The organism is Brevundimonas sp. LjRoot202, assembly GCF_964253355.1.
Taxonomy (GTDB): domain Bacteria; phylum Pseudomonadota; class Alphaproteobacteria; order Caulobacterales; family Caulobacteraceae; genus Brevundimonas.
In genome coordinates this window covers 1-24,784 of sequence record NZ_CAXUQW020000009.1, presented here as the reverse complement: position 1 = coordinate 24,784, position 24,784 = coordinate 1, and the positions used below count along the sequence as shown (strand labels likewise).

Annotated in this window: 24 protein-coding genes and 1 tRNA gene; 17 read left to right on the top strand and 8 right to left on the bottom strand. The window is 65.3% G+C overall.

Annotated features, from left to right (window positions below; all coding sequences use genetic code 11):
• Positions 1-9 precede the first annotated feature (9 nt).
• Entirely contained in the window at positions 10-1,146 is a 1,137-nt protein-coding gene (gene tsaD / locus ACSQ1L_RS13150) for a tRNA (adenosine(37)-N6)-threonylcarbamoyltransferase complex transferase subunit TsaD (protein WP_435995317.1), read from the bottom strand.
• 45 nt (positions 1,147-1,191) lie between these two features.
• Here tsaD and hemC point away from each other — a divergent pair, with 45 nt between their 5' ends.
• The 3 genes from hemC to ACSQ1L_RS13135 all read left to right on the top strand — a co-directional run bounded on the left by hemC (position 1,192) and on the right by ACSQ1L_RS13135 (position 2,946).
• Positions 1,192-2,142 (top strand): hydroxymethylbilane synthase, encoded by a 951-nt coding sequence (gene hemC, locus ACSQ1L_RS13145; RefSeq protein WP_435995315.1) that lies wholly within the window; start codon positions 1,192-1,194, stop codon positions 2,140-2,142.
• The gene (locus ACSQ1L_RS13140; RefSeq protein WP_435995392.1) at positions 2,139-2,828 is read left to right on the top strand and encodes a uroporphyrinogen-III synthase; all 690 of its coding nucleotides are present in this window, start codon (positions 2,139-2,141) and stop codon (positions 2,826-2,828) included. Before hemC ends, ACSQ1L_RS13140 begins: the two co-directional genes overlap by 4 nt.
• Before the next feature lie 42 nt (positions 2,829-2,870).
• A tRNA-Thr gene (locus ACSQ1L_RS13135) sits at positions 2,871-2,946 on the top strand.
• Between the two features lie 117 nt (positions 2,947-3,063).
• Here ACSQ1L_RS13135 and ACSQ1L_RS13130 read toward each other — a convergent pair.
• A complete protein-coding gene (locus tag ACSQ1L_RS13130) occupies positions 3,064-3,300 on the bottom strand; it encodes a helix-turn-helix domain-containing protein (protein ID WP_435995313.1) in 237 nt (78 codons plus the stop codon).
• Positions 3,301-3,583: 283 nt separating this feature from the next.
• Here ACSQ1L_RS13130 and ACSQ1L_RS13125 point away from each other — a divergent pair, with 283 nt between their 5' ends.
• The 5 genes from ACSQ1L_RS13125 to ACSQ1L_RS13105 all read left to right on the top strand — a co-directional run bounded on the left by ACSQ1L_RS13125 (position 3,584) and on the right by ACSQ1L_RS13105 (position 11,104).
• A complete protein-coding gene (locus ACSQ1L_RS13125) occupies positions 3,584-4,594 on the top strand; it encodes a restriction endonuclease (protein ID WP_435995311.1) in 1,011 nt (336 codons plus the stop codon).
• A gap of 48 nt (positions 4,595-4,642) precedes the next feature.
• Positions 4,643-7,171 (top strand): DEAD/DEAH box helicase family protein, encoded by a 2,529-nt coding sequence (locus ACSQ1L_RS13120; RefSeq protein ID WP_435995309.1) that lies wholly within the window; start codon positions 4,643-4,645, stop codon positions 7,169-7,171.
• A 9-nt stretch (positions 7,172-7,180) separates the two neighbouring features.
• On the top strand, positions 7,181-9,625 hold the full coding sequence (locus ACSQ1L_RS13115) for an N-6 DNA methylase (protein WP_435995307.1): 2,445 nt from the start codon (positions 7,181-7,183) through the stop codon (positions 9,623-9,625).
• Positions 9,622-10,365, top strand: coding sequence for a hypothetical protein (locus tag ACSQ1L_RS13110; RefSeq protein WP_435995305.1), 744 nt, complete (start codon positions 9,622-9,624; stop codon positions 10,363-10,365). Before ACSQ1L_RS13115 ends, ACSQ1L_RS13110 begins: the two co-directional genes overlap by 4 nt.
• Positions 10,366-10,501: 136 nt before the next feature.
• Positions 10,502-11,104 carry a hypothetical protein gene (locus ACSQ1L_RS13105; protein ID WP_435995303.1) on the top strand — a complete coding sequence of 201 codons (603 nt, stop codon included), beginning with the start codon at positions 10,502-10,504 and terminating at the stop codon, positions 11,102-11,104.
• Positions 11,105-11,118: 14 nt separating this feature from the next.
• Here ACSQ1L_RS13105 and ACSQ1L_RS13100 read toward each other — a convergent pair whose 3' ends face one another.
• From ACSQ1L_RS13100 to ACSQ1L_RS13080, 5 genes are all read right to left on the bottom strand, one after another.
• A complete protein-coding gene (locus ACSQ1L_RS13100) occupies positions 11,119-11,580 on the bottom strand; it encodes a hypothetical protein (protein WP_435995301.1) in 462 nt (153 codons plus the stop codon).
• A gap of 33 nt (positions 11,581-11,613) precedes the next feature.
• Positions 11,614-11,919, bottom strand: coding sequence for a hypothetical protein (locus ACSQ1L_RS13095; RefSeq protein WP_435995299.1), 306 nt, complete (start codon positions 11,917-11,919; stop codon positions 11,614-11,616).
• A gap of 242 nt (positions 11,920-12,161) precedes the next feature.
• Positions 12,162-12,545: a hypothetical protein gene (locus tag ACSQ1L_RS13090; RefSeq protein ID WP_435995297.1), complete on the bottom strand. Its 384-nt coding sequence runs from the start codon at positions 12,543-12,545 to the stop codon at positions 12,162-12,164.
• Positions 12,546-12,912: 367 nt separating this feature from the next.
• Positions 12,913-13,380 carry a hypothetical protein gene (locus ACSQ1L_RS13085; protein WP_435995295.1) on the bottom strand — a complete coding sequence of 156 codons (468 nt, stop codon included), beginning with the start codon at positions 13,378-13,380 and terminating at the stop codon, positions 12,913-12,915.
• Positions 13,381-13,971: 591 nt separating this feature from the next.
• Complete coding sequence (locus tag ACSQ1L_RS13080; RefSeq protein WP_435995293.1) at positions 13,972-15,132, bottom strand: tyrosine-type recombinase/integrase; 1,161 nt, start codon at positions 15,130-15,132, stop codon at positions 13,972-13,974.
• Between the two features lie 388 nt (positions 15,133-15,520).
• Between ACSQ1L_RS13080 and ACSQ1L_RS13075 the strand changes: the two genes are divergently transcribed.
• The 5 genes from ACSQ1L_RS13075 to trmB all read left to right on the top strand — a co-directional run bounded on the left by ACSQ1L_RS13075 (position 15,521) and on the right by trmB (position 20,608).
• Positions 15,521-17,233: an ATP-binding protein gene (locus tag ACSQ1L_RS13075; protein ID WP_435995291.1), complete on the top strand. Its 1,713-nt coding sequence runs from the start codon at positions 15,521-15,523 to the stop codon at positions 17,231-17,233.
• Positions 17,234-17,367: 134 nt separating this feature from the next.
• The gene (locus tag ACSQ1L_RS13070) at positions 17,368-18,003 is read left to right on the top strand and encodes a helix-turn-helix domain-containing protein (protein ID WP_435995289.1); all 636 of its coding nucleotides are present in this window, start codon (positions 17,368-17,370) and stop codon (positions 18,001-18,003) included.
• A gap of 190 nt (positions 18,004-18,193) precedes the next feature.
• Positions 18,194-18,547 carry a hypothetical protein gene (locus ACSQ1L_RS13065; protein WP_435995287.1) on the top strand — a complete coding sequence of 118 codons (354 nt, stop codon included), beginning with the start codon at positions 18,194-18,196 and terminating at the stop codon, positions 18,545-18,547.
• A gap of 56 nt (positions 18,548-18,603) precedes the next feature.
• Positions 18,604-19,800, top strand: coding sequence for a methionine adenosyltransferase (metK, locus tag ACSQ1L_RS13060; protein WP_435995285.1), 1,197 nt, complete (start codon positions 18,604-18,606; stop codon positions 19,798-19,800).
• Positions 19,801-19,912: 112 nt separating this feature from the next.
• On the top strand, positions 19,913-20,608 hold the full coding sequence (gene trmB / locus ACSQ1L_RS13055) for a tRNA (guanosine(46)-N7)-methyltransferase TrmB (protein WP_435995283.1): 696 nt from the start codon (positions 19,913-19,915) through the stop codon (positions 20,606-20,608).
• On the opposite strand, the gene ACSQ1L_RS13050 is transcribed toward trmB, so the two are convergent.
• Entirely contained in the window at positions 20,598-21,122 is a 525-nt protein-coding gene (locus ACSQ1L_RS13050) for a biotin transporter BioY (RefSeq protein ID WP_435995281.1), read from the bottom strand. The two genes, trmB and ACSQ1L_RS13050, sit on opposite strands and share 11 nt — an antisense overlap.
• 185 nt (positions 21,123-21,307) lie before the next feature.
• Between ACSQ1L_RS13050 and rimP the strand changes: the two genes are divergently transcribed.
• From rimP to ACSQ1L_RS13030, 4 genes are all read left to right on the top strand, one after another.
• A complete protein-coding gene (gene rimP / locus ACSQ1L_RS13045; RefSeq protein WP_435995279.1) occupies positions 21,308-21,847 on the top strand; it encodes a ribosome maturation factor RimP in 540 nt (179 codons plus the stop codon).
• A gap of 3 nt (positions 21,848-21,850) precedes the next feature.
• On the top strand, positions 21,851-23,593 hold the full coding sequence (nusA, locus tag ACSQ1L_RS13040) for a transcription termination factor NusA (RefSeq protein ID WP_435995277.1): 1,743 nt from the start codon (positions 21,851-21,853) through the stop codon (positions 23,591-23,593).
• Between the two features lie 18 nt (positions 23,594-23,611).
• Positions 23,612-24,280 (top strand): RNA-binding protein, encoded by a 669-nt coding sequence (locus tag ACSQ1L_RS13035; RefSeq protein ID WP_435995275.1) that lies wholly within the window; start codon positions 23,612-23,614, stop codon positions 24,278-24,280.
• Between the two features lie 82 nt (positions 24,281-24,362).
• Positions 24,363-24,784: translation initiation factor IF-2 associated domain-containing protein (locus tag ACSQ1L_RS13030; protein WP_435995273.1), on the top strand; the 422-nt coding region annotated here is incomplete at its 3' end.

Here is a 24,784-nt window from a genome sequence, read left to right as displayed (position 1 = left end):
GGGTGCTCCCTAAGCCTTGGCGCCCTTGCGGCCCGGCTTGTGGGCCGGGTCGGCGAGCGCGCTCTTCTCATCCAGCGGCCAGCGCGGGCGGGCGATGGCGTCGATGTCGGAGACCCAACCCTTCTGCAACCGTTCCGCTCCCGCCAGGGCGATCATCGCCGCGTTGTCGGTGCAATAGGCCATGGGCGGGGCGAGGAAGGCGAATCCGTTCTTCGCCGCCGTCGCTTCGAGGGTGGATCGGACGGTGCGGTTGGCCGCCACACCGCCGGCCACGACGAAGAGGCGGTGGTCGTGAGCCTCGGCATAGGCCTTCATGGCGCGGTCCGAGCGGTCGCTGAGCTGGCGGGCGATGGCGGTCTGCACCGCGTCGGCGAGGTCGGCCCGGTCCTGCTCCGTCTCGCAGGCGTGGGCGAGGCGCGAGGCGGCGGTCTTCAGGCCCGAGAAGGAGAAGTCGCAGTCCTTGCGGCCCAGCAGCGCGCGCGGCAGGTCGAACCGCGCGCCGTCGCCGGTTTCCGCCAGTTTCTCCAGCGCCGGGCCGCCGGGGTAGCCGAGGCCCAGCGCCTTGGCGATCTTGTCGAAGGCCTCGCCGGCGGCGTCGTCGATGGTCGTGCCCAGCCGGGTCATGTCGCCGACCCCGCGCACCTCCAGCAGTTGGCAATGGCCGCCCGAGACCAGCAGCAGCAGGAAGGGATAGGCCACCATGGCGCCGAGCCGGGCCGACACCGCGTGGCCCTCCAGGTGGTTGACCGCCACCAGCGGCAGGTCCCGCGCCAGCGCCACCGCCTTGCCGAAGCTGAGGCCGACCATGACCCCGCCGACCAGCCCCGGCCCGGCCGTGGCGGCGACCCCGTCGAGGCCGTCGTAGCCGAGGCCGGCTTCGGCCATGGCCCGCGACGTGACGCCGGCGATCATCTCGACATGGCTGCGGGCGGCGATCTCGGGCACGACCCCGCCATAGGCCGCGTGGTCGTCGATCTGGCTGTGCACCACCGACGACAGCACCGTCGCCGCGCCGTCGGGGGTCAGCCGCACCACCGAGGCGGCGGTTTCGTCGCAGCTGGTCTCGAGGCCGAGCACCGTCAGCACGCGGCGGGGAGTCGCGGTTGCCCGGCTCCCCTGGCTGCTATAGTCGGCGGACCTGTCCATCGGGTCGAGGTAACGACCCCGACCCCCCGGCGCAACGGCTGTCTCATGGCTCCTCTCGTCCGCATCGGCACGCGCCGCTCCAAACTGGCCCTGACCCAGTCGGGCATGATGCAGCGCGCCATCGGCCGGGCCCTGGGCGTGGCCGACGCCGATCTGGCCGAGGCCGTGCCGCTGGTCGAGATCGTCACCACCGGCGACCGGGTGCAGGACCGGCGGCTGATGGAGATCGGCGGCAAGGCCCTGTTCACCAAGGAGATCGAGGAGGCGCTGCTGGAGGGCCGCGTCGACGTAGCGGTGCATTCGATGAAGGACGTGCCGGCCGAGCCGCCGCCCGGCCTGTGCATCGCCGCCGTCCCGCCGCGCGAGGATCCGCGCGACGCCTTCGTCAGCGACGCCTTCGCCAGTTTCGCCGACCTGCCCGCGGGCGCGCGGCTGGGCACCGCCTCGCTGCGCCGCCAGGCCCAGGCGCTGGCGCTGCGGCCGGACCTGACCATCGAGATGCTGCGCGGCAATGTCGACACCCGGCTGCGCAAGCTGGCCGACGGCGAGTTCGACGCCATCCTGCTGGCCGCGGCGGGTCTGAACCGGCTCGGCTTCGAGGGGGTGATCCGCGAGCGGCTGTCGCTCGACGACTTCCTGCCCGCGCCCGGACAGGGGGCGCTGGCCCTGCAGACCCGGGCCGACGACCGGGGCGCCCCGTGGGTGGCGGCGCTGGACGATCCGGCCACGGCCCTGGCGGTGGCGGCCGAGCGGGGGGCGATGACGGCGCTGGAGGGGTCGTGCCGCACGGCCATCGGGGCCCATGCCGAAATCGCCGCCGGCCGGCTGCGGCTGACCACGGAGATGCTGGCCCCCGACGGCTCGGTGCGCTGGCGACGCGCCGGCGAGATCGGCGACGTCGAGGCCGCCGACGCGACGGCGCAGGCCCGGGCTCTCGGCCTGCGCCTCGGCGCCGAGGTGCGGGCCGCCGCGGGCGAACCGGAGGGCGCGCCCTGAGGCCGATCCGCCGCGTCTGGGTCACCCGCGCCGAGCCGGGCGCGTCCCGCACCGCCGCCCGGCTGGAGGCGCTCGGCTTCGAGCCGGTGGTCGCGCCGCTGCTGGCCATCCACCCCCTTCCCCGGCCCGGTGCGGACCTGAGCGGCGTCTCGGCCCTGGCCTTCACCAGCCGCAACGGCGTCGCCGCCTTCGCCGCCCTGTCGGACGACCGGGCCCTGCCGGTGTTCACGGTCGGCGACGCCACCGCCGAGGCGGCCCGCGCCGCGGGGTTCGTCCGCGTCCGTTCGGCCGCCGGCGCCATCGACGACCTGGTCCGGCTGCTCTCGGCCGAGGCCCCGGCCGGCGGCCTCGTCCTGGCCCCCGGCGCGCTCGAACCGGCCGGCGACCTGCCGGCGCTGCTCTCCGGCCGCGTCGAGGTCCGCGCCCTGCCGGTCTACAAGGCGGTCGGGACGGGCGCCGCCGCGCCCGCGGCCTTCGACGCCGTGCTGGTCCATTCCCCTCGGGGCGGAAGGGCGCTGGCGGCGCTGCTGACGGCCGGAGGGTCGGGGGGACGCGCCGCCGTCGCCATATCGGAGGCCGCCGCCGCGCCGCTGACCGCCGTCGCCGGACTGGACATCCGCGTCGCCGCCCATCCGGATGAGGCGGCGCTGTTCGAGGCGCTTGGCAAGCCCGCGCCCCGCGTATAAAGAGCGCCTCTCGCGCGGGCGGGCATCCGCCGCCGCGCCAAGGCCGCTTTAGCTCAGCTGGTAGAGCATCGCATTCGTAATGCGGGGGTCAGGTGTTCGAGTCACCTAAGCGGCACCATTTTTCTATTGAAAAATCAGCAACCTAGAAGCCCCAGCGGGCCGAGCGTATGGTAGCGCCCAGACCCGTGGAAGCAACGTGGAAGCATGAGGCTGAAAAGCCGCTTATCCACAGCTATCAGGCGGCTGCGGCTTGGGCTGTGTTCATGAACGAGTTTCGGTCCATGAAGTCGAGCAGATCAGGGAGCCGGTAGCGAACCAATCGTCCAAGCTTCACGAAGCGCGGCCCACGGCTCGTCAGCCGCCAGTCCTCAAGCGTCCGATGCGAGATTCCAAGTTTGCGGGCGGCTTCCTTGTTGGTCAGCACGATGCGAGCGTCCGCGCTGTCGCGGCTGTTCGAGGTAGCGTAGGTCATGGGTAGGTCTCTAGGGACGGAACTCGCGTCCCCGGCGCGCCAATGGCGGGCCTAGCGGCGAACCGCTGATTTGTTAGTCGGCCTCAGCCGACGCAGGCCGTATGTCGACGATTTTGGGCGGGATTTTGACGGTGGAACAACCTTCTGCAATCTGCGGCGGGCACTTGGGCGAAATTCGCCTTGGGATGAAATGACCTCCGCCATTCAGAGGCCGAACTAGGACGCTCCGGTCGTTGTGAGAGCGACGGCTCGCCTATAGGGTGAACAGCAGGGGGGACGCTGAATGGCTGAACAGATTATCTGGGGGATTCACGCGGGTAAGACCGGGGACGCGGAGTCGCTCTTCACCCATCAGAACTGCGTGGCCGTCGGTTGGCCTGCCATGGGCGATCTTTCGGGGCTCAAACTTACCCGCGAAGCCTTCAAAGCCCGCTACTCCGAAGTCTTCCCCACCAAGAGCGCCGGGCATGTTCCGGTCGCTGCGGGCCAACTGTTCCGCTTCGTCCAAGAGATCAAGCCGGGCGATCTGGTGGTCTTTCCTGCCAAGCTCGACCGGACCGTGAGGATCGGGCGTGTGACGGGTGGCTATGCTCATCGCCCCGATGCTTCGAAGGCTTATCCGAACCAGCGATCTGTGGAGTGGCTGAAGTCTTTTCCCCGGACCAAGTTCAGCCAAGGCGCGCTTTATGAGATCGGGTCCGCCCTCTCGCTGTTTCAGGTCAAGAACTTCGCAGACGAGTTTCGCGCCGCGCTGACCGGCGAGGCCTTCGTCGCTCCGGTGAGCGAGGACGAAGCGGTCGCAGCCGTCGTCATGGAGAGCGAGCAGAGCACGGAGGATTTCGTGCTGAAGCGTCTCGCCCACGAGTTCAAAGGGCATGCGCTTGAGCACTTCGTCGCGCACCTCCTCGAAGCAATGGGCTTCCGCGCCCGGGTTACCAAGAAGTCGGGCGACGGCGGCGTGGACATCATCGCACACAAGGATGCGCTCGGCCTCGAACCCCCGATCATCAAGGTGCAGGTGAAGAGCACAGAGGGGTCGATCGGGGAGCCCGAGGTCAAACAGCTCAAGGGCAATCTGTCGGGCGGTGAAAAGGGATTGCTGGTGACACTGGGCACCATCAGCCCGAAGGCCGAGTTGTTCGCCCGGACGGTCCCGGACATTCGTCTGATCGACGGCGAGAACCTCGTGAAGCTCATCTTGGAGCACTACGAACAGTTCGACAGCCGCTACCGCGCAGCGGTTCCGTTGAAGCGCGTATATCTCCCCGCCCCGCCCGAGGGTGAGGGCGCCTGACCTCATGATCGGCACCAGAACTGTCGCGGATTTGGACGGAGGCCAGCCTTGAAGGCGAAGGAGGCGTCCGCTCGTATCAAGATCAACCGGCTCCTGGAGGCGTCAGGGTGGCGCTTCTTTGACGACGAAAGTGGTCCGGCCAACATCGTCCTGGAGCCGAACACCAAGATCACCGAAAAGCAGATCAATGCGCTCGGCGAGGACTTCGAGACCGTCAAGAACGGCTACATCGACTTCCTCCTGCTCGATCGCGGTGGTCGGCCCCTAATCGTTCTGGAGGCCAAGTCCGAGGACAAGAACCCTTTGTCCGCTAAGGAGCAGGCTCGCCGGTACGCACGCGAGCAGGACGCTCGGTTCGTCATCCTCTCCAACGGCAACGTCCACTACCTGTGGGATTTGAAGCAGGGCAATCCGAGCCTCATCACCAAGTTCCCCAGCCCCGACGACATCAAGGATCACGAGGCCTTTCAGCCTGATGCGGACAGGCTCGCGAATGAGGTCGTCGAGAAAGACTACATCGCCCTCACACAGATGCCGGCCTATGCCAGCGAGGCGGGCTGGAAGAACGAGGAAGAGCGGCCATCATTCCTCGACAAGAACAAGCTCCGCTTCCTGCGGGAGTATCAGAAGCGCGCGGTCCAATCCGTCCAGCGAGCCGCGAAGAAGGGGGCGGTTCGCTTCCTCTTCGAAATGGCTACCGGCACCGGCAAGACGCTGACATCGGCTGCGCTCATCAAGCTATTCCTGAAGACGGGCAACGCTAGGCGGGTACTGTTCCTCGTCGACCGGATCGAGTTGGAGATTCAGGCTGACAAGGCGTTCAAGGCGCTTCTGAAAAACGACTTCACCAGCGTCATCTACAAGGCGCAGAAGGATGATTGGCGGAAGGCCGACATCGTCGTCACCACCGTCCAGTCGCTTCTGTTCAATGACAAGTTCCGGCGGGCGTTCGCCCCGACCGACTTCGATCTGGTTATCTCGGACGAAGCGCATCGTTCCATCGGTGGCAATGCGCGTGCCGTGTTCGAGTATTTTGTTGGCTACAAGCTGGGCCTGACTGCCACCCCCAAGGACTATCTCAAACTGTCCAAGGGCGCGGCGCGAGACCCCCGCGAGACTGAGCGCCGGATGATGCTCGATACCTATCGCATCTTCGGCTGCGAGAGTGGGGAGCCCACGTTCCGCTACTCCTTGCTGGACGGGGTTCGCGACAAGTTCCTCATCAATCCCTACGTCGTTGATGCTCGCACTGAGATCACGACCCAGCTTCTTTCCGACGAGGGATTCGTCGTCGAGACCACCGACGAGAACGGCGTCGAGGTGAAGGAGGCGTTCGGTGGTCGGGACTTCGAGAAGAAGTTTTTCGCAGAAGCCACCAACGAGGTCTTCTGCCAGACCTTCTTGAAGCACGGCCTGCGCGACCCGGTTACCGGGGAGTTCGGCAAGGCGATCGTCTTCGCGGTCAGCCAGAACCATGCGGCGAAGCTGGCCCAGATTCTGAATGTCATGGCCGCTGTGATGTGGCCCGGCAAATATCAGTCGGACTTTGCATCCCAGGTCACCAGCGAGGTCATGAACGCGCAGAACATGACCGTGCAGTTCGCCAACAACAATCTCGGCGGGCGGAGCCCGTTCGACGAGAGCTATGTCACGAGCAAGACGCGGGTCTGCGTAACGGTGGGGATGATGACTACGGGCTACGACTGCCCGGATATCCTCAATCTCGCGCTGATGCGCCCGATCTTCAGCCCGTCCGAGTTCGTGCAGATGAAGGGGCGCGGCACGCGCAAGCATCGGTTCGCCGACGAGATGCGCGATCCGGCTCGCAAGGCCGAGCTGGCCAATGTCGAGAAGACCCAGTTCCGGCTGTTCGACTTCTTCGCGAACTGCGAGTTCTTCGAGGAACGCTTCAATTACGATGAGGAGTTGAAGCTTCCCAAGCTATCGGCCCAGCCGCTCCTGAGTCATGTCGAGTCGCCGGGGCGAACGTTTGAGGGTTTCGAGACTCCCCAGCCCGACGCCATCGCTCTCCAGACTGAGCAGCAGATCGGTGCGGAAGGAATGCGGGTCGACCGCGAGTTCTTCCAGAAGTTCGAGAGCGCGATCCGGGACGACGCCGCCCTGGCCGAAATGGTCGAGCAGCAGAACTGGGAAGCGGCGGTGCGCCGCGTGGTGGAAGAGGTATTCGACAAACCGAACGAGTTCTTCAGCCTCGACAAGCTCCGCCGCGCGGCGGGGCTGGATCGCCGCCTGAGCGTGCGAGAACTGATCGAGAAAGCGTTCGGCCAAATCCCCAAACTCAAGACTAGGGCGGAACTGATCGACGACGAGTTCCAGAAATTCCTGCTGGACCAGAAGCCGGAGCAGGCAGACCGCATAGCGCCCATGCGATACTTCTTCGCTGCTTATCTGACCGACCCCAACGTCCGCCGGATTATCGACGATGGGCGCATCGCGGACCTCAACGTCAATCCGGTGTTCAGCATGGCCGACCTGAAGGCGGTGCCGAAGGAGTGGGTCCGGGGCATCCCCGAATATGTGAAGGACTACGTGTCCCTGAACCCCTTCCTCCCCTAGAAGCGTCCGATGCTCGATTCAGATACCAAGCGCCGCATCAACACCTGTCGCGACATTCTCGTCGGAAAGGTCCCCGACCCGAAGAGCCAGGTCGAACAGATCACGATCGCCCTGATCTACAAGTTCATGGACGATATGGACCTCGAGGCGGAGGAGCTTGGAGGTGCGCGTAGTTTCTTCACCGGGGACTTCGAGCGCTATCGGTTCAGCAAGCTCGTTGCGCCGGGCGTCGGCGGGCAGGAGATGCTGAACCTCTATACCGAGGCTCTGACCAAGATGGTCGAGAACCCGGATCTTCCCGAGCTATTCCGCAGCATCTTCCGCAACGCCTATCTGCCCTATCGCGACCCGGAGACCCTTCGCAGCTTCCTGCGTGAGATCAACAGTTTCACCTACGACCACAGCGAGCGGCTGGGGGACGCCTTCGAGTATCTGCTGTCGGTTCTCGGCAGTCAGGGCGACGCCGGCCAGTTCCGCACGCCGCGCCACATCATCGACTTCATGGTTGAGATCATCGACCCGCAGAAGAACGAGGTCATCCTCGATCCGGCCTGCGGAACGGCGGGTTTCCTGATCTCAGCCTACAAACACATCCTCAAGCAGAACACGACCGGGGCCGGAAACGGCAATGGAAACGGGGTCGAGGGCGATGCGGCGGAGCAGGCCTTGGAGAGCCCCCAACGCTACAAGGGCGATCTGCTTTCTCCCGACGAACGCGCCCGGTTAGCGCGCAACATCAAGGGCTACGACATCTCGCCGGACATGGTGCGCCTCAGCCGCGTGAACATGTTCCTCCACGCTTTCAAAGAGCCGCTGGTAGAGGAATACGACACCCTGACCAGCGACGATAAGTGGGGTGAAACCGCCGACGTCATCCTCGCCAATCCGCCTTTCATGTCCCCGAAGGGCGGGATCATTCCCCACAACAAGTTTCAGGTGCCGTCGAAGCGCAGCGAGGTGCTGTTCGTCGACTACATCGCCGAGCACCTGACGCCGAATGGGCGCGCGGCAATCGTGGTGCCGGAGGGCATCATCTTTCAGAGCCAGAGCGCTTATGTGGCCCTGCGCAAGATGTTGGTGGAGGGCCACCTCGCCGCCGTCATTTCGCTACCCGCCGGCGTCTTCAACCCATACTCGGGCGTTAAGACGTCCATCCTCATCCTTGACCGGGCGTTGGCCAAGGCCAGCAAGCACGTCACCTTCTTCAGGATCGAGAACGACGGCTTCGCACTTGGCGCTCAACGTAAAGCGGTGAGGGGATCCCAGCTGGCGCAGGTGAAAGGCGAGCTTGGAGCATGGTTGCGCCTCGCTCGGGCGGGACAAGGAGAGACGCTAGAGAGCAACCTCGGAGCGGCGGTCGAGCGGTCTAAGATTGCGGAGGGTGGCGACTACAATCTGAGCGGCGATCGATACACGACCAAGCTGGAGAAAATGTCTAGCTTCCCGCTGCTTCCATTCGATCAGGTTTGCACCCTGGAGTATGGCAAAAGCCTCCCGGAGGCGGCGCGTATAGAAGGTCCCTTTCCTGTGATGGGCTCGAATGGTCGTTCGGGTTTCCACAACGAGTTCGTCGTCCGAGGACCTGGGATAGTCGTCGGGCGCAAGGGGTCTGCAGGAGAAGTCACTTGGGTCGACGAGGACTTCTTCCCGATTGACACGACCTATTACGTCAAGCTCGCGAACCCTGACGCTACTGACATCCGCTACCTCTATCGCGTGCTCCGGACGCTCGACCTCCCCAGCTTACGAGGCGGGGCTGGTATTCCTGGGCTGAATAGAAATGATGTCTATCAAAGACACAGCATTCCTCTCCCGCCGCTTGAAGTTCAGCGCGAGATAGTGGCGGAAGTCGAGGGCTACCAGCGCGTTATCGATGGCGCTCGGGCTGTAATCGACAACTACCGCCCCAATATCCCGGTAGCTCCAGACTGGCACCTCGACCAGCTGCAAAACCTTGTCGACACCATCACGCCGCCTCTCAAGCTTCAGACATCCGAATATGGCGCAGTTGGCGACATTCCAATCATCGATCAGTCTCAGGAATATATTGCGGGGTGGACGACCGACCAACGGGCGGCGATCAACCCGCAAGATGGCCTAGTTGTCTTTGGGGATCATACCTGCGCGGTGAAGTTCGTAGATCGCCCTTTCGCGCAGGGCGCCGATGGCATCAAAATCCTTCGACCGAGGCCCGGCCTACTCCCGAAATTTCTGGCCTTTTACTTGCAGGCCTATCCACTCGCGCAAGACGGTTATCGACGTCATTTCTCGAAGCTCAAAGAGCATCCCGTTCGAGTTCCGCCGTTGGAAGTTCAGCAAGGCATCATTACCGAGATCGAGGCCGAGCAGGCCCTCGTCGATGGCAATCGAAGTCTGGTGACGCGTTTCGACAGAAAGATCGACGCCGCCATTGCCAAGGTCTGGGGCGAGGCAACTGAAGTAGTGGCGAGATGATCGAAGAAGCGGCTCATCTGGAAGGATTTTTGCCCCTTTCCTACCGAACGCCGAAGGAGCGCGACTATGTCCGGTTCCTCTGGGAGACGTTCGAAACGAACGTCGAGCACGGCAAATATCAGTTCGCCTTCCTCGCCTACCACATGCTCGTAATGAGCTTCGTCTACTTTAACATCTGGCAGATCAGGCAGATCAAGCCGGAGGAGTTCGCGACCGCCTTGATCGGTTTCGGCAAGGACATGGAGAAGAGCCTCCTCGAAGCGACCAGCCCCTTCACCTTCCACGTCGTGAGCGAGAGCCACGTGATGCGCTTCCTGAAGCTCATCCAGTGCGACAACGGCAAGATCGGTGCCTACACCAAGCTGGTGAAGGATCGGAACGAGACTGCCCATTCCAACGGCAATATCTTCTTCAGCACCGAGGCGGAGCTCGTCATCAAGGTCCGCGAGATCATACGCGCCGTCACCGAAATCCAGGGGCACAGCGAGAGCATTATCGTGGAGGGCTACAGGCGCTTCCTGCTCGACTCCGCAGACCCGGAAGTCAGGGAGCATGCCGAGGTCGCGGATCAGGTCCGCGAGGTCCTTATCCACGGCAGCTACATGTCCCTCATCGATCTCGACTTCTGTGCTCAATTCGATATCGCCACCTTGGCCGACGATCCGAACTTCGCGGGAATGGAAGCCCTCCACGCCGAAGTGCGGAAATGGGTGGATGGGGATGACGCACTCGCTGCCTGACCACCGAGACGACCCAACGACTGGGCGTGATAGCCCTGACCCGACTGCAAAGAAGGTCTAACGGAGCGCGCTTGTGGCAACGATATTTCAGGGGCTCGGCTTCAACGTCCACGGCTACGACTATGGTCGGAGCCTGATGGTTCTCGAAGACACTCTCGTTGAAGCGGAACGAGGGCTAACTCAAAAGCGCGAACGAACCCTCGCTGAAGCCGCCGAATACGAAGCCAAGGGAGAACGCATCGGCGAGTGGGCGGACGACGGACGAAAGATTTGGGACCAGTCCGATGCCTACAACTTCGATCTGGAGCTCATCGACGAAGGTCTCGCCAATATCCGCAAAGCCTTCGTGATCGCGCTCTATCATTCGTGGGAGCGAATGGTGGGTCGGTGGGCCGAAGTCGGAGCCAAGGCCGATCATGCAGAGCTTCGGAGAGGGGTGGAGAAGAAGGGGGTCGCTCCGCACGTCCGGCTAGATGCGGTGAGAGACCTGAACAACGCCCTCAAGCACAACAGCCGCAAGTATGGTGCCGATCTGCTGAACTCGTGGCCGGAGCTGACGCCTGAGGGGTTTGCCCTTCCTGACGGCTACGAAGGCGGCAACGGGTGGGTGGACTGGTTTTCTGTCATCACAATCGACGACAAGCAGATGCGCGAGATTATCTCCGCCCTCAGAGCTTCCGGTCCGGAAGCGTTTCCGCGCACGGCGGAACCGGTCGTGCAGGAGACGGGACAGGCCTAATCGCCACGCCGTTTCTAATTGACGAGATAGTCGACGGATTCCAGGCGGCGCTTCGCGGCCTCCACCACCTCGGGTGCAAACTTGCCTGGGTGCCGCAGGACGATGGCCTCTCCGGAGAGATCAAGCATGTCGCGCTCCTGGAGCATCTGGAAGCCCTCCGTCACCTGATTGCTGGTCGCCCAGCCCGCAAGTGTCGCGACGACGCCGTCCTTGAGCGCCTTGGGCCGCGTCCGTCCAAGCCGCGTTGTCTTGCCCCTCTCTTCGGTCAGGACATACTCGAAGGCCTGCACCATGCTCCAGAAGTCATGTTCGATGCTGCCCGGCTCGCATTCCGGGTGAAGCGAAATCAACCGGCGGAACGCCGCCTCTTCGACCTTCGGATACCCGAGGCGCTTCGCGTTCTGGATCAGTCTCTCCAGCCCCTTCTTGTCGTCAGTCCTATCCACGTAGGCCAAGGCAGTCTCTTCGCGGGTCATGATCGTCTTTCCTGTTCGGCGATGGATGGATGTTCAGGCGAGGGGCTGCTTCTGGCGGTCCGGGCCGCCCACTTTCTCCCATGCGGACTGTCGATGGGTCGCGGCGCCGTAGGAGATGTCCATCGCCTCGGATACGGCGTAGCGGGTCTTTCCAGCGTCGAAGAGCCGGTAGCAGACTTCGACACCCCGAGCGGTGAGCTTGCCATCTGGCAGCTTGTTCCGGGGGTCTTTTGGATCGGGTGTCGCCTGACTGGTTTGCACAAGAGCCTTGAGGCGATCCAGCTGTCCCTGAATGTTGGTGATCAGCGCGATGGCCGGGGCGGGGTCGTACGGGGTCATGGCTTTTGTCCTTGGGTAGAGGGTTGCCTATATAGATTATCCTCTACCCAAGATGCAAGAGCCTTATGTAGATATTTGCCGAAGATGGACTCTGGGCTCGTGTGGGCAGACTCCATTGGACGCCCCCAACCCCGTAGGCATGCGGCCCGGCCAACCCGTTGAAACCGCACTGGCGGGGAGGTCAGGCGTCAAGGTCGGGGGCGACCAAAATGCCGAAGAGAGCCCAACGACGTTTTTAGCGGCTATCTCGCGCCCGCCGCCTTCTTCCTGATCTTTCCGCTGGGCGTCGGACCACCGGGCCGAGGGGGTCGAGGTGCATCGTGCGGGTCATCGACGTTCATGTCGGGGCCGGACGGAGAGCGACGCCGCGTTTTCCACGACTGGCCGATGACCCCATCGACTTCCTCAATTACGCAGCGTCCAAACTCACTCGCGTCGTCGAACACGCCATTTTCCGGTGTCGCGTCCAGACGCCATTCCGAGCCGAGATAAGCGGCCCGGTCACGCCCGATAGACCCTTCGATAAAACCCCTCGCGAACCAGAGCGCGTCGTGATCGGACGGGGCCGCAAAGGGCTGCGGCATTGGAACGCCGAAAGTGATTATGGACAGAACGTATTGCTTCATTGTCGAACTCCTGTTGTCCGACTTTGATAGTTTCTCGCTCCGGATTTTAACAATGGGAAATATACATCCGCGATAATATGTCACGAAATACATTCACCCGTGATTATTTATTTAGGCACACTTAAACATTGGAGGCCGGCCCCTGAAGCCAACCTCCAATGCTCTGGTGTACTCTGCACTGGTGATCAGCCAGTTCCCATGCCCGTTTCGGCTTTTACCCACGTCGGGCCGGGGCTGTGCGCGGTGGGGCCACGCTTCTCCCGTATGTCGTCAGACGGCTATGGACACGGCCACCACCGTCAGACCCTGCGCCCCGTCGTACGCCGGGGCCGACCGCAGGGGTTTCGTCAAAATCTTGAATCGTTGGTCAGAGTTTTAGAAGTTCGAGGTGCGTGATGATGTCCGGTGTGATGCTTTGCTTGACTATGTAGGTGGCGGCTCGCCTCCAGTCGCTGGAAAGCGGTTGGAGGTCGAAGGTCGGGGTCGCGTCTCGACGCCTGATGAGAGGCCTTATCGGGCGAGCCAGGAGGGAAACTTCAGTCGGCAGGAGGAACTGGCGCATTTGCGCCGGGATGCCCGCTGGATGGGTCAGCGCCTTCAGGCCGCCCGCTCCGTCGGAGCAGTCCCGCCCGAAGCGCGACCTGAGAAAGCCGCGATAGCGGGGTTCCTCATCGGGCCGGAGACGGACGAAATAGTGAAGGTGGGGATCGAGCGAGCCTGCCCGGTCGTAGCGCTCTGCCACGCCGACCAAGAACGGCAGGTGATCGGCTTCGAGGGTTGAGCGGTGCGGAAGGTCGGAGCGATCATAGCCGTACTCCCGAAGGACCACCGCCAAGGGCTTCAGCAATTCGCGGTGGAGATCGATTGTCGACCGCCCGACTAGGCCCAACTTCAACGTTCCGAAGTGTGTGACCCCATTTGTCTCTGCGAGGTCATAGAGAGCGTCGGCGATTGCGGCACGTCGATATTTTGAGGGCAAGAGGGGTCAGTCCGGAGCGCGTCTCGCGTTGTTTTCTGGAGCGCATATTGTAGCGCGAGCTGCGTTAAATCGTAAGCGAGAACGCCCTTATAGGGAGCCGTTCCGAACGCGGCGGACTACGGAGAAGCGTTGATTGTCTCGCCCACTACCGATGACCTTCGCCACTTCCGATCCCGGACCGTCGCCGGCCATTAGGATTTGTCAGGTTGACCATTCAGGTTCGCAATCTGGTCAGCTTCACCAACCCCTTGCCATGACAGGGTTTGGGCCGGACGCGCCGGATCAAGGTGCATCCGTATAAGGGCTAACCAAACAGCTGGAGCCGATTATTGTTAGGTTTCATCAGGTAGATTTCGACCCGCGAATATAAGGCCCCAAACCTTATACCCCCGAATGAACAGGGGACCCCGGTCCATTAAGAGGTCGAAATCTCTAAGACTTCCGAATTCAGCGGCCCGCTCGCATCAGTTCTGTTGCCCTCGTGATGCCGTCCTTCTGGACCGTGAGGAAAAGCGAGGCATACCCGAGGGTGGTCGAAGCTTGCGTGTGTCCGAGGCTCTTTCCGACGGTCATCAGGTCGGACCCGGTGGACAGCATGAAGCTGGCATTCGTGCGCCGCAGATCGTGTCGCCGGTGGTGTCCAATGTCCGCGCTTTCGAGAATGCACTGCCAAGGCCGCTTCAGATCAACACGCGGTTTGGTCCCGTCCCTTCCGGGAAACAGGAAAGGCGTGTCCGGACGTTCTGATCGCATCCGGTGCAGCATTTCCACGGTCGCTGGCGCGAGCGGGAGGCGGTGAACAATCTTGGTCTTGGTGTGGCTCGACGGCTTTACCCAAAAACCTTGGTCTAGGTCGAACTGGTCCCACGTCGCCTTTGTCACTTCACGAAGCCGCGCGCCGGTGAACAGGAGGAGTCTGACGCCGTCGGCTGCGTGTTGATCGCGATAGCTGTCACAGGCGTCGAGAAGCGCGGTGACTTGGGCAGGAGAGAGGTAGTTCCACCGGCGGTCCTCCTGGAACTTCTCCACCCCTCGGCACGGGTTGTCGCTTCGCCATTCATTCTGGATGGCAAGCGTGAACATCCGACTCAGCACAGCGCGGAGCTTGTTCGCTTGGTAACGGCTGACCTTTTCGCGAGTGTCATTGTGAATGCACCGGATGTCGCCGACCGTGATCTCGATGACTTTCCGTCGTCCAAAGCGAGGCAGGGCGTAGCGGTCCAGCAGGCGGCGCGCGTCGCTGATCGTCTGTGCCTTCAGGCCCCGCTGCGGCCCATAGACCTCGCAGTAGTGAGTTGCGAGTTCGGATAGCGTGACCGCTTCCCGCGACCCTTTCCTGTCTCGGCTTGGGTTGCCTCCTTGATCGACAGATACTCGATATGCTCGGGCGATCTTGCGGGCCTGCTCCACGGTCATCACCGGATACCGACCGATGGTGAGGCGGCCCTGTTCCGAGCGGCTAGATCGGAACTGGAATACAAAGCTGCGACTTCCAGCGGGGGTCACGCGCAGGCCGAAGCCCGGCACCTCCGCGTCCCAAACAACGGAGTCGTTGGCGGCGTTGTCAATAAGGGTCTTGGTCAGTCGTTGGCTGGTTCTGCGGGGCAAGTCGATCTCCTTTCCTCAGGAGCTACGGCGGGCCTTTCGTGGAAGCAATATGGAAGCAAGCGGATCCGTTTTCGACAGTTGTGCCCCGTAGATCGTCGTGCGATCAGCGGCTACCGAACTGTATTTTCGTATCTTTCCGTCTGGCCCCGTCCAACCCCGTATATTTGACGCGACATTCGTAATGCGGGGGTCAGGTGTTCGAGTCACCTAAGCGGCACCATTTTTCGATCCATTGGAACCAGCGCCGGACCCGGCAAGCCGATGGCGGGCGTGCCGGCCGGGCTGCGCGTTTGCGTTGTCGCGGCCAAGCTTGTCGCGGACCCCTTCCTGGGGTCTAGTCAGAGGACCAGCCCATCTGTCGGGTCGGGGGGTCGCTCAAGGGGCGTTCGTGGTCAATCCGGCAAGGCGCCAGGGCGAGCCTTCCTTCGTCCACCGCGTCCGGAGCATGCTTCTCCCGGCCATCGTCGGCCTGGCCTGCGTCCTGGCCGTGCTCGCGGTGGCGCTGGTCGCGCTGAACGAGAGACAGCGTCGTCTTGACGGCGCGGTCCGGGATCTCAGCGCCCTGACCCGGCTTCTCGAGGGTCATGCCCAGGGCGCCTTGTTGACCGCCGACATCGCCCTGCAAGGCGTTGTCGAAGGCATGGAGCGAGATCCGGGACGCCCGGCCCACGATCCGGCTTTCGAGAATTCGCTCCGCAGGGCCCTGCGGAACCTTCCCGTCATCAGGGCCCTGTTCGTCGTCGGTCCCGATGGCTTCATCACCCAGGACAGCGACCGCGCGACGCCGCGCCGAAACCTGGCGGATCGCGACTATTTCCGGGCCCACCAACAGGCGGACGGCGGCGACGGCCTGTTTGTCGGGAAACCCTGGATCAGCCGGTCGACCGGCACATGGTTCATCGGCGTGTCCCGGCCGTTGAAGAGCCGGAGCGGCGCGTTTCAGGGCGTGGCCGTCGCCGCGCTCGAAACCCGCTTCCTCGAGCGGACCTACCGGGATCTGGACCTGGGCGATTCCGACGTCATAGGCCTGCTGTCCCCGGACGGCGTGGTGGTGGCCCGGCACCCGCACGCCGAGGGCACCGTCGGCGAGCCCTTGTCCGCAGGGGTGCGGTCCGCCCTGCTCGACGCGCTCCGCCGCAGCCCGTCCGGAACGTTCGGGGCCAGGGGCGCGGGCGGACGAGACCGGATCTTCGCCTATCGAAGTCTGCCCGACACGCCGCTGGTCGTCCTCGTCGGCCGGGCGCGCGCGGACGTGCTCGCGTCGTGGCGGCGCAGCGTCGTCGTCGCCGGCGGGGTGACGATCCTGGCGCTGGGCCTCGGCGTCCTCCTCTGCTGGATGCTGATCGCGCAGGCTCGCGATGCGGCGTTCCAGGCGGCGCACCTCGCGGAGGCCGAACGTCTCGAGGCGCTTGGCCGTCTTTCCAGCGGCGTCGCCCATGACTTCAACAACCTTCTGCAGTCCCTGTCGGCCTCCCTGTCGCTGCTGGGCAAACGCGCCGGCTCCGACGCGCGCGCGAAGGTCGTCATCGAACAGGGGCTGGGCTCCATAGAACGGGGGAGGGCTCTCGTCGCCCAACTGCTGGGCGTCGCCCGGCGCCACGACATTACGGCCCGGCCCGTCGACATCAACGTCCTGCTGACCAACATGGAAAGCCTGGTGCGCAACGCCGCGGCCCCCTGCGCGAGGGTCGAGTTCCGGCTCGATCCGGACTTGCCCACGTGTCGGGTCGATCCGTCACGGCTCGACGCGGCCATCCTGAACCTGGTCGTGAATGCGCGCGACGCCCTGCCCCCGGACAACGCAGATGCGGGCTGGGTGCGTATCTCCACGCATGCCTGCGAAGGCCTCCCCGGATCCGCAACCTCGCGCGCGAAGCCCGGCGCGTTCGTCTGCCTGACGGTCACCGACAACGGCGCAGGCATGACGCCGGGGATTCAGCGCCGCGCCCTGGAGCCGTTCTTCACGACCAAGGGCGAGGCGGGGACCGGTCTGGGGCTTTCCCAGGTGCGCGCCTTCGTGCGCGACTCCGGCGGAGACATAGAAATCGAAAGTGAAACGGGCGCCGGAACCGCCGTTCGCCTCTATCTTCCCTGCGGCTGAACCCGGGGCCGCGACGGGACTCCGGTCCGGCCAGCCGGCGGCGGTCGACTTGCCGCGGCGCCGCTTCCTGACGCTTCGCTACTGGACGGGGCCGTTGGCACGCCGTAGCTATTCCGCCTGTATCGGAGCGTAGAATGTCGCAGCGCCTCAGCGCCCGCCAAGAAGAATGTCTGAGGCTGACGGCCTTTCTGACCGACAAGGAAATCGCCGCCCGGCTTGGCCTGGCGGAGGCGACCGTCAAAAAACACGTGCACGAGGCCTGCCGCCGGATGGGCGTCAACCGGCGCAAGGCGGCGCTGGCCCTTCTGGAACGAAACGTACCAGGGCCGAAAGACCCCATTGGCGGCGGCCGCCGTTCCGCCGTTGATGGCTCCCTCGACAGGGAGACAGATCATGGCAATGAAGAGTACGCCGCTTCCCCACTGGACGTGGGAGGATCTGGAGGCGGCGCTGGACGCATTCAGCCCGATGGGCGCGAGCGATCCGGTCCGCAGCCATCTGCTGCGCGGCCTGGCGGACGACGCGGCGCAGTCGACTCCGCGGGAATTGCTGCAGCAGGTGTTGAGCGCGGGCTGGGTGATGGCGCAGGTGGGGGCCCAGAGCGGCGTTTCGGCTATCGCCCCCCGCCACGCGGCTGGGGCGTCCGCCTCCTGATCCTGCTCGTCATCGTCGTGGTGACGGCGGTGATGATGAAGGCGGTGGCGGACCTGGTGCTCGCCTATGCAGGACAGGCCAAGGAGATCGGAGAGGCCACGGCCTTTTCGCGGTGACAGAGCGGCGGTTGGCGCCGGGCCGACAGAAGCCGTGGCGCGCCCGCGTCAGGGATGAGATTGAGAGGCCGACGATGGGGAGCGCCGCATTACCACGCCCTTCTACATAGCGGCGCTCATCCTCGCCCAGATTTCGGTCACGGTCGGGTGGCTGAGAGGCGGCCATCCCGAACGTTTCGGGGCGGTGGTGTTGCTGCTTGACTATCTGATCGGCAATCTGACGAGCGAGTGGCCGTTTCGTGAACTCTTGATGCTCTCGGCGGCGCAAGATTTCGTGTTGATGATGATCTTCGGCTGGATGGCGCTCCGGGGCGACCGATGGTGGCCGATCGTGGTGACCGCATCCCTGGCGCTGAGCGTCCTGGCCCGCACCATCGGGATGTTGAACCCGGACCTGTCCGTGTACGCCACGCTCTCCGCGGTGCTGGGATTCTGGATTTTGATCTATGTGGTCGTGCTCGCCGGCGTCGGGGAGCGCTGGCTGGCCGGCGAAAAGCCCGTCAGCGGCGCGGCTGTTTGGCGCCGTCGACGCCCCGCGCCTTGAACATATAAACATATCTTTATATGTCTGGCGGCCATCCCGCGCCCCAGGAGTCCGTCTTGGCCCGATCGTCCTTCCTGTTCACCTCTGAAAGCGTGTCCGAAGGACATCCCGACAAGGTCGCCGACCAGATTTCCGACGCCATCGTCGACCTGTTCCTGTCCAAGGATCCGGAGGCGCGGGTGGCGTGCGAGACCCTGACCACGACCAATCTGGTGGTGCTGGCCGGCGAGATCCGCGGCAAGGGGATCATGGATGTCGACGGTGCGTGGGCCCCGGGGGTCAAGGACGAGATCGAGGCGACCGTGCGCAAGGTGGTGCGCGACATCGGCTATGAGCAGGACGGCTTCCACTGGCAGAAGCTGACCTTCGAGAACCACCTGCACCCGCAGTCGGCCCATATCGCCCAGGGCGTCGATGCGGGCGCCGACAAGGACGAGGGGGCCGGCGACCAGGGCATCATGTTCGGCTACGCCTCCAACGAGACGCCCGAGCTGATGCCGGCGACGCTGCAGTACAGCCACAACATCCTCAAGGCGCTGGCGGCGGCGCGGCACTCCGGCACGGAGCCGAAGCTGGAGCCGGACGCCAAGAGCCAGGTCACCCTGTTCTACCGGGACGGCAAGCCGGTGCGGGCGACCTCGATCGTGCTGTCGACCCAGCACGCGCCGGGCCTGTCGTCGGACGACGTGGCGGCGATCGTCAAACCGTACGTCCGCGAGGTGCTGCCCGAGGGCTTCATCACCAACGAGACCGAGTGGCACATCAACCCGACCGGGTCGTTCGAGATCGGCGGCCCGGACGGCGACGCCGGGGTGACCGGGCGCAAGATCATCGTCGACACCTACGGCGGCGCGGCCCCGCACGGCGGCGGCGCCTTCTCGGGCAAGGACCCGACCAAGGTCGACCGCTCGGCCGCCTACGCCGCCCGCTACCTGGCCAAGAACGTGGTCGCCGCGGGGCTGGCCGACCGCTGCACCATCCAGCTGAGCTACGCCATCGGGGTGTCGCACCCGCTGTCGGTGCACGTCGACCTGCACGGCACCGGGCGGATCGATCCGGAGGTGCTCGAGCGCGAACTGCCCAGGATGATCGGCGGGGCCACGCCGCGGGCGATCCGCGAGCACCTCGGCCTCAACAGGCCGATCTACCGCCGCACCGCCGCCTACGGTCATTTCGGCCGCGCGCCGGAGGCGGACGGCGGGTTCAGCTGGGAGAAGACCGATCTGGTGGAGACGCTGAAGGCGCTGGTCTGAAGTCGAGGCGGCAGGCAGTAGGAATCAGAGCGTTGGCGGCGGCCTCCGCGATTCTTCCCTGCTGCCTAATTCCTGCTGCCTGCCGCCTCCATCGCGGCTATAGCCTCGCGCCATGTCCTCCCCCGACGATCTGGCGCATCGCCCCCTCCGCTCGTTTGGCCGCATCAAGTCGCGCGCCTTGAAGCCGCGGCAGGCGGCGCTGTTCGACACCCTGCTGCCGCAGATCGCCCTGCCCGATCCGAAGGCCGGGCCCATCGATCCGACGGCCTTGATGCCGGATGCGAAAGAGGTCTGGCTCGAGATCGGCTTCGGCGGCGGCGAGCATCTGGCCGAGCAGGCGAGCCGCCATCCGGAGGCGTTGATGATCGGGTGCGAGCCGTTCCTGAACGGGGTCGGCTCGGCCCTGCGCCATGTGGACGAGCGGGGGCTGAAGAACGTGAGGCTGCACGCCGACGACGCCCGCGACGTGATGACGGCCCTGCCCGACGCCTCGCTGGACCGGGTGATGATCCTGTTCCCGGACCCCTGGCACAAGGCGCGGCACAACAAGCGGCGGCTGGTGCAGGACGAGACGGCGGCGGAAATCGTCCGGCTGCTCAAGCCCGGCGGGCGGCTGAGGTTCGTCACCGACTGGAAGGACTACGCCGACTGGGCCCTGGAGCGGTTCGAACGCACGCCGGGGCTGGAATGGACGGCGGAGCGGGCGGACGACTGGCGCGCGGCGCCGGCCGACCACGTGGTGACCCGCTACGAGGAGAAGAAGCTGGGCGACACGGCGCCGATCTTCCTGGCGTTCGTCAGGACCTGAAGGAAGTGAGGCGGCGCAGGGCGGCGGCGCAGGCGACCACCGCCGCCGACTTGACGGCCGCGCCGATCAGGAAGGGCGCGAAGCCGTGGGCGACCGCGTCCGATGCGCCGAGGCTGGTGGCGAGCCACAGGGTTCCGGCGGCGAGGATGAACAGGTGGGCGCCGATCATCAGGGCGAGGCCGGGCCCCGGTTTGCGGAAGGCCGGGCGTCGTCCGATCTCGCCGACCAGGAAAGCCGCGACCGGGAAGGCGAACAGATAGCCCGCGGTCGGGCCGGTGAACGGGGCGAGGCCGGAGCCGCCGTCCGACAGCACCGGCAGGCCGAGGGCGGCGAGGGCGAGGTAGAGCAGCACGGCCGCCGCGCCCCAGCCTCCGCCCAGCACGGCGCCGGCGAGCAGGACGGCGAAGGTCTGCAGGGTCATCGGCACCGGAACCATCGGCACGGCGACCTGGGCGCACAGGGCCGTCAGCAGGGCGAAGGCGACGACGGCGGCGAGCCGGAGGGGGGCGTTCATCGGCCGGTTCTGGCGGCGGGCGGACGCCTTGGCAATGCGACCCCGGCGGGGCGCGTGACGTCAGGGGCTGACAAACCGCATTGGCCGGTCTATATGCCCCCTCACATCGTTAGACCGGCGTCCAACGGCGCCGATTGAAGCGGCGGCCCTGGATGGCTCGCCGCTTTTTGTTTGGACCAAAGCCGTTGAAGGCCAAGACCGTCGAAGACCGCGCTCTGCTGGAGCTGATCGAACCCGTGGCGGAAAGCCTGGGCCTCGACATCGTGCGCGTGCGGCTGATGGGCGGCACCCTGCGCCGGCGACTGCAGATCATGGCCGAGCGGCCCAGCGACCACGACATCGCGGTCGAGGAATGCGCCCGCCTGAGCCGCGCGGTTTCGGAGGTGCTGGACGCCGCCGATCCGATCAGCGGCGAATATCTGCTGGAGGTGTCGTCGCCCGGCGTCGACCGGCCCCTGACCCGTCAGAGCGACTTCGACCTGTTCGAGGGCTGTGAGGCGCGGCTGGAGACCGATCGCATGATCGAGGGCCGGAAGCGCTTCAAGGGAACCATCGCCGGGACCGAGGGCGAGAACGTCGCCATGGACCTGGAAGGGGAAGAGGACACCGCCCTGATCCCCTTCGACTGGCTGGTCGACGCCAAGCTGGTGCTGACCGACGAACTGATGAAGGCGGGCGCCGAGAAGCGCGCCGCCCGTAACGACAACACTGAGACCGAGGACTAGACCATGGCTGTCGCCGGCGTTTCCGCGAACCGACTCGAACTCCTGCAGATCGCCGATGCGGTCGCGCGCGAGAAGAACATCGACAAGGAGATCGTCGTCGAGGCGATCGAGGAGGCGATCCAGAAGGGCGCCAAGTCGCGCTACGGCGCCCACCACGACATCCGCGCCAAGATCGACGTCAAGTCGGGCGAACTGGCCCTGACCCGTCACGTCACCATCGTCGAGGACGACTGGCAGCCGGAAGACGAGCTGGAAGAGTTCAACGACAGCGCCATGGTGCGCCTGAAGGACGCCCTGAAGCGCGACCCGGAGGCCTTCGTCGGCAAGGAATACATCGAGGACCTGCCGCCGTTCGAGTTCGGCCGGGTGCAGACCCAGATGGCTCGCCAGGTGGTCATGGGCAAGGTTCGCGACGCCGAGCGCGCCAACCAGTACGAAGAGTTCAAGGACCGCGTCGGCGAGATCGTCAACGGCACCGTCAAGCGCGTCGAATACGGCAACACCGTCGTCGACCTGGGCCGGGGCGAGGGCATCATGCGCCGCAACGACTCGATCCCGCGCGAGGTGTTCAACATCGGCGACCGGATCCGCACCTACATCTACGACGTCCGCGCCGAGGCCAAGGGCCCGCAGGTCATGCTGTCGCGCTCGCACCCGGGCTTCATGGCCAAGCTGTTCGCCCAGGAAGTGCCCGAGGTCTACGACGGCGTCATCGAGATCCGCGCCGCCGCCCGCGACGCCGGCTCGCGCGCCAAGATGGCGGTGCTGTCCAACGACTCCTCGATCGACCCGGTCGGCGCCTGCGTCGGCATGCGCGGCTCGCGCGTGCAGGCGGTGGTCGCCGAACTGCAGGGCGAGAAGATCGACATCATCCAGTGGAACCCGGACGAGCCGACCTTCATCGTCAACGCCCTGGCCCCGGCCGAAGTCTCCAAGGTCGTCCTCGACGAAGAGGCCGACCGCGTCGAGGTGGTGGTGCCGGACGAACAGCTGTCGCTGGCCATCGGCCGCCGCGGCCAGAATGTCCGCCTCGCCTCGCAGCTGACCGGCTGGCAGATCGACATCATCACCGAGAGCCAGGACTCCGAGCGCCGCCAGCGCGAGTTCAGCGAGCGCACCGCCCTGTTCCAGGAAGCCCTGGACGTGGACGAGGTCATCGCCCAGCTGCTGGTCACCGAAGGCTTCGCCACGGTCGAGGACCTGGCCTTCGTCGAGCCCTATGAAATCTCCGACATCGAGGGCTTCGACGAGGACACGGCGGAAGAGCTGCAGGCCCGCGCCCGCGACTTCCTCGACCGTCAGGCCGCCATCCTCGACGCGAAGCGCAAGGAACTGGGCGTCGAGGACGGCGTGCTGGAGGTTCCCGGCGTCTCCCTGCCGATCGCCGTCGCGCTCGGCGAGGGCGGTGTGAAGACCGTCGAGGACCTGGCCGATCTGGCGACCGACGAGATCCGCGGCGGCTACGAGGTCAAGAACGGCGAGCGGGTCAAGGTCCCGGGCGTGCTGGAAAGCTTCAACCTGGCCCAGGAAGACGCCGAGATGCTGATCCTGCAGGCCCGTGTCGCGGCCGGCTGGATCGACGCCTCCGAACTGCCCCAGCCGGAACCGGAGCCGGAATACGAGGACGAGGGCGAGTATGACCCCGAGGCCGTCTTCGCCGCGCCCGAGGGTGAGGAAGAGGCGGCGCCGGAAGGCGACGAAGACGAGGTCCCCGCCGGGGACTCCGAACAGCCCGAAAACGCGTGATGGGAGACCGGGTCCTCCATGAGTCTGCGCGAAGCGACGATCGATAGGGAACGCCGCGACCTGGTCACCCACCAGGTCATGGATGAATCTCGCCTGATCCGTTTCGTCGCCGCTCCGGACGGCACGGTCGCCCCCGATCTGGCGCGCAAGCTGCCGGGCCGCGGCCTGTGGGTCGCGGCCGACCGCGCCTCGGTCGAGGCGGCGGTGAAGAAGAACCTGTTCTCGCGGGCGGCCAAGGCGCCGCTGAAGCCGGCCGCCGACCTGCCCGACCTGGTCGAAAGCCTGCTGTTCCGGCGGTGCCTGGACCAGCTGGGGCTTGCCCGGCGCGAGGGCGTGCTTATCTCAGGCTTCGAAAAGGCGGCCGCCACGATCCGATCGGGCAAGGCCGCGTGGATCGTCGAGGCCGCCGACGGGTCCGCCGACGGTCGGGGCAAGCTGCTTTCCCTCGCGAAACACATGACTCCGCCCCCGAAAGTCTGCGGCGCCTTCACGGCGGACGATTTGAGTTTGGCCCTCGGGCTGGAAAATGCGATACACGCCGTCCTGCTTGAGGGCGGGCGGGCCGATCGCTGGACCTTCGAGGTCGAACGACTGGCGGGATTTCGACCGCTTCTGCCCCCCGAGTGGGGTGCGAGGCCGGCTGAGGACCCGGACAAGGATTTAAGCGGGCGGGGTTCTGCTCCCTGATCAGGGGGCGGGGCGCCGCACGACTTTTTGTGTTTGAACGAGACGATGGCGGATCATCCGCCATCCCGAATAAAGCGACCGGATGACTGACGAGAACGACAAGACCAACGACGGCCCGCAGACCCCGACCGGGACTCCGTCCCAGACGGGACCGCGCGCGCCCCTGAGCCTGAAGCCCCGGCAGGCGGGATCGGTTTCGACCGGCACCGTGCGCCAGAGCTTCAGCCACGGCCGCACCAAGACCGTGGTGGTCGAGACCAAGCGCCGCGTCGGCGCGGTCCCCGGACATCAGCGTCCGCAGGGCTTCGACGTCGCGCGTCCGAAGACCGAGGCGCCGGCCGCCCCGCGTCCGGCCGCTTCCTCACGGGAGGCCGGCGGCCTGTCCGCGTCGGAGCAGGAGGCGCGTCGCCGCGCCATCGAACTGGCCACCCGCCAGAACGCCGAGCGTGAAGCCGCCGCCGCCGCCGAACGCGCCCGCAAGGACGCCGCCGCCCGCGAACAGGC

Excerpts from the sequence above, each read along its gene's own strand:
- trmB (WP_435995283.1), top strand. The coding sequence starts at position 19,913 with ATGTCCTCCCCCGACGATCTGGCGCATCGCCCCCTCCGCTCGTTTGGC.
- nusA (WP_435995277.1), top strand. The coding sequence starts at position 21,851 with ATGGCTGTCGCCGGCGTTTCCGCGAACCGACTCGAACTCCTGCAGATC.
- ACSQ1L_RS13070 (WP_435995289.1), top strand. The coding sequence starts at position 17,368 with ATGTCGCAGCGCCTCAGCGCCCGCCAAGAAGAATGTCTGAGGCTGACG.
- ACSQ1L_RS13100 (WP_435995301.1), bottom strand. The coding sequence starts at position 11,580 with ATGACCCGCGAAGAGACTGCCTTGGCCTACGTGGATAGGACTGACGAC.
- ACSQ1L_RS13090 (WP_435995297.1), bottom strand. The coding sequence starts at position 12,545 with ATGAAGCAATACGTTCTGTCCATAATCACTTTCGGCGTTCCAATGCCG.
- ACSQ1L_RS13110 (WP_435995305.1), top strand. The coding sequence starts at position 9,622 with ATGATCGAAGAAGCGGCTCATCTGGAAGGATTTTTGCCCCTTTCCTAC.
- ACSQ1L_RS13105 (WP_435995303.1), top strand. The coding sequence starts at position 10,502 with ATGGTTCTCGAAGACACTCTCGTTGAAGCGGAACGAGGGCTAACTCAA.
- ACSQ1L_RS13130 (WP_435995313.1), bottom strand. The coding sequence starts at position 3,300 with ATGACCTACGCTACCTCGAACAGCCGCGACAGCGCGGACGCTCGCATC.
- ACSQ1L_RS13050 (WP_435995281.1), bottom strand. The coding sequence starts at position 21,122 with ATGAACGCCCCCCTCCGGCTCGCCGCCGTCGTCGCCTTCGCCCTGCTG.
- hemC (WP_435995315.1), top strand. The coding sequence starts at position 1,192 with ATGGCTCCTCTCGTCCGCATCGGCACGCGCCGCTCCAAACTGGCCCTG.
- tsaD (WP_435995317.1), bottom strand. The coding sequence starts at position 1,146 with ATGGACAGGTCCGCCGACTATAGCAGCCAGGGGAGCCGGGCAACCGCG.
- ACSQ1L_RS13115 (WP_435995307.1), top strand. The coding sequence starts at position 7,181 with ATGCTCGATTCAGATACCAAGCGCCGCATCAACACCTGTCGCGACATT.
- ACSQ1L_RS13095 (WP_435995299.1), bottom strand. The coding sequence starts at position 11,919 with ATGACCCCGTACGACCCCGCCCCGGCCATCGCGCTGATCACCAACATT.
- ACSQ1L_RS13125 (WP_435995311.1), top strand. The coding sequence starts at position 3,584 with ATGGCTGAACAGATTATCTGGGGGATTCACGCGGGTAAGACCGGGGAC.
- ACSQ1L_RS13035 (WP_435995275.1), top strand. The coding sequence starts at position 23,612 with ATGAGTCTGCGCGAAGCGACGATCGATAGGGAACGCCGCGACCTGGTC.